This is a genomic window from Vibrio sp. V43_P6S15P86 (assembly GCF_009904725.1).
Taxonomy (GTDB): domain Bacteria; phylum Pseudomonadota; class Gammaproteobacteria; order Enterobacterales; family Vibrionaceae; genus Vibrio; species Vibrio diabolicus.
In genome coordinates, this window is record NZ_WXWT01000457.1 from 1 (window position 1) to 3,473 (window position 3,473).

Annotated in this window: 2 protein-coding genes and 1 pseudogene; all 3 read left to right on the plus strand. The window is 44.0% G+C overall.

Going from position 1 to position 3,473, the window contains the following annotated elements; translation table 11 throughout:
* Positions 1 to 90: pseudogene (locus CAG69_RS22625) on the plus strand (GNAT family N-acetyltransferase); the annotation flags it as partial.
* A 194-nt stretch (positions 91 to 284) separates the two neighbouring features.
* On the plus strand, positions 285 to 1,616 hold the full coding sequence (locus CAG69_RS20360; protein WP_161445920.1) for a trypsin-like serine protease: 1,332 nt from the start codon (positions 285 to 287) through the stop codon (positions 1,614 to 1,616).
* Positions 1,617 to 2,004: 388 nt separating this feature from the next.
* Positions 2,005 to 3,450: an NUDIX domain-containing protein gene (locus CAG69_RS20365; protein ID WP_161445922.1), complete on the plus strand. Its 1,446-nt coding sequence runs from the start codon at positions 2,005 to 2,007 to the stop codon at positions 3,448 to 3,450.
* The last annotated feature ends 23 nt before the right edge of the window (positions 3,451 to 3,473 follow it).

A 3,473-nucleotide genomic window follows, 5' to 3' on the forward strand; every position in this document is an offset into this window, starting at 1 on the left:
GTATGGCACTTTAACCAGAGTGCAGTCTCTTTGTATGAAAAACAAGGGTTTGCACACCATATTCACTATCTAAGAAAGCCGTTGAGCTAATGACTATGCTTAATTTTAATATTGTGATACACATTCTAGCGAATTGAAATCATTCAGTTCGTCAATAGACTTTTCTCTATAAGTTGCTCGCAATGTTAGTAAATTAATATGCGCCCACATTGGTATTGGCGTTTTTGTCTGCTTGTTTATTAGTAGCACGAGGATCGTGCTTACAAAAACAAGAGGGCAATATTTTGAAACTAACAAAATCGTTACTTGCGTTGGCTGTTTTGCCAATGTTCGCAAGTGCTGATGATTTGTCACAGACACAAAATCACACTATACAACCCCAGATCGTAGGCGGCATCACTGCTGATCCTAGTGAGTGGAGATTCTATACCCAAATTGTTAGCCGTTATGGTAACCGATCATATTGTGGTGCCAGCTATATTGGGAATGGCTATGTCCTGACTGCGGCCCACTGTGTCGAGGGTGATTCACCGAATCAGATTGCGGTTAAAATCGGTGGCGTCGTTTACAATGGCACTGACGGTGTTCGATCTAACGTGAGTGAAATCCACATGCACCCGGCATATCGCCGAGCAACGCTTTCTCACGATCTCGCAGTCTTAAAGTTAGACTCTGTACCTCAAGGTGTTGCTGCGGTTGAAATTGCCGATGGCAGTCTAACGCAATACGCCAGCATCGGAGATTGGCTTACAGTCGCAGGTTTAGGGAGAACCTCTGAAGGAGGAAGCTCTCCATCTCGGTTGCAAGAGGTTGACGTTCCACTCGTGTCAGACACGACTTGTCGTCAAGCCGGTGGCAATTACACAACCGTTGGAGAAGTGTCATTCTGTGCGGGAATTCCTCAAGGTGGGATAGATTCCTGTCAGGGAGATAGCGGTGGCCCAATCGTTATTAATCGTGGTGGCGTAATTACTCAACTTGGTGTGGTCAGTTGGGGGATAGGTTGTGCTCGTCTGGGTATGTATGGTGTTTATAGCGATATCGCCGCCATGCGTAATTTTGTTAATGGTGTCATTGGCACGACTACACCTCCGAAAGAGAATGTTTCTGTTGGGTATACCACCGAACAGACATTGGCATCATTTAATGTTGGCGAGTTGCAGCAACATAGTTTTGTTATCAAAAATTCAGGTAACACGACGTTCACTGTAGAAAACGTTCGCGCGCTTGCTTCTGGCGTTGCTGATGCTGCCGTTATTGCTAATGATCAGTGTTCTCAGGCGACGTTAGCAATGAATGCAAGTTGTCGTGTCGATGTCGAATTTGGAGCAGCTCAGGCGGGAGAAGCAAGAGTGACTTTGAACTTCAACGTTGATAAGACCAGCACACAATATCAGGCGCTAGTGTCGGCTCAAGCGAAAACAGTGACAACGCCTCCAACAGATAACTGCGCAGCAGAATGGCAAGCGAGTACGGTGTATCTCAAAGGGGATAACGTTACTTGGAATGGCAAAGTGTGGCAGGCGCAGTGGTGGACTCAAGGCGATAACCCAGCAGACTCTGGACCTTGGGGTGTTTGGCAAGAAGTTCGCGACGCACATTGCAAGTCTAACTAACCATCAAGCATTCAAAAGCTGATTCGTTGGTGACTTGAGGTAGAATTCATTCTTGGTTTCAACGAGCAGCGCATAGTTATCATAAGCAGGGTTTATTGTTTTCGAATAATAAGCCCTTTTTTATTGTTCCAACTTTGAGAACCCATAAAATGTGTATGACTTTATCCTGACGCTACCTTCATATAACTGGCAGAATTGCGATCAACATTTCATGTTTTGTCTGATTTTTGTCAGGTTTGCATTAAATTACTCTCCAATGAGCTTCAAGATCATGCTTTATTCGATCAACGTTGTTTGGCATAACTCGTTACTTAATTTTTATCGAAAAAGATAAGATTAACTGCCATTATTCATTGGTTATCATAATGTTTACTTAAGGTCATATTTTGTGTTGAGACAGCTGTTATTACTCATCCTTTGTTTTATTTTGTTACCTGTTTCACCAATCTCTACGGCTAAAGCTGCCGCGAGCGAAGTAAAAGGGGCGCTCTGCGTTGTTCGTGCTGACGACAAGTTAGTGCTAGTTCATGAAATATTGACGGATAAGATTTCTCTACCTGGTGGGACAATTATTGATGGAGAATCCCCCAAAGTTGCTGCGCAAAGAGAAACGTGGGAAGAAACGGGTTTAGTGGTCACGGTTGGGGAGGAACTTGGCAGAACTAACACCGCGGTTTATTACGATTGCATATCAGATTCAGAGATTATTGCTTTTTCGATGAACAATTCCTTAGGTGGGAATGAGTTACCTATTTGGTTTGCTCCTCACTACGGAGTAGAAATCGCATCTGCAATGTTACTTGGTCCATCCGAGCTGCCATCATTTTTGTACCGCTATCCCGCTCAATGGCCACAAGCCATTCAGTTTTTTGAACAAGCTACTCAGCAGTCCGCATCTTATGTGACTCAGTTGATCGAATCCGCGCCTTCATTTCGTCAGATTGAATTGAGGTGGATGAAAGACTTACAAAGCTGGGTAGGGGCGTTGTCAGAAACGAGTTACGAGGTAGCGAATCAGATCTCGAAACTCGTTATAGATCTGACAGAACCAACGGTACTACTCTTTCTATTTCCTTTTGCCATGATGCGCTTTGGTAGCCGGTTTGTGTACCGACTCTTTTTCGCAATTAGTGCAACGTCGCTTATGGTGCTTGTCGCTCAACAAGGCTTTTCGCTACCGCGCCCACATGTCTATATACCAATGATGGAGTTAACGCACAGCTTTGGCTTTAGTTTTCCTAGCTTGCCTATCGCTGTGTGGTTTTGTGTGCTGACGTTCTTGTTTCATAGAACCCAGTATTTTGGTTTGAATGGAACAACGGCAGTCTTCGTGTTCATCACTCTTACTGTGGTGTTAGGTAAGTTTTTCCTCGGCAGTGCCTTTATTTTAGATATGTTGTTTGGCGCGCTGTTAGGCAGCTTGGTGGCTTGGCATGTTCTTCGACTGGAGACAAATCAAGATGTGAACGTTGATCAAGTTCTAAGCTCAAAAGGCGTCTGGTTCATTATGACTGCGACAACAGCGGTCATCTCCGTCATCTGGCCATTACCTGTGTTTGGTCGCTGGTTAGCAATTTTAATCACTGCATCAGCGTTGGTCATGACATTTAAAGAATCGAAAGCACATTTAGATACTCGGCAGATGATCTTTGTGACGCTGGCATTGTTGCTTGTTGATCAACTCTATTTGTACTCGGCTAATATCGTATCGTTTAGCGGTTTGTGGTCATTAGTCTTGTCGACGTTACATTGTCCATTATTAATGTTGTTATTTATGCTGCTTGCAAGGAAGCTGACTTGTGAAAACCAACCGAGCAAAACGTTGCTAGATTGATGGCTGTATTTGTTATCTATTAG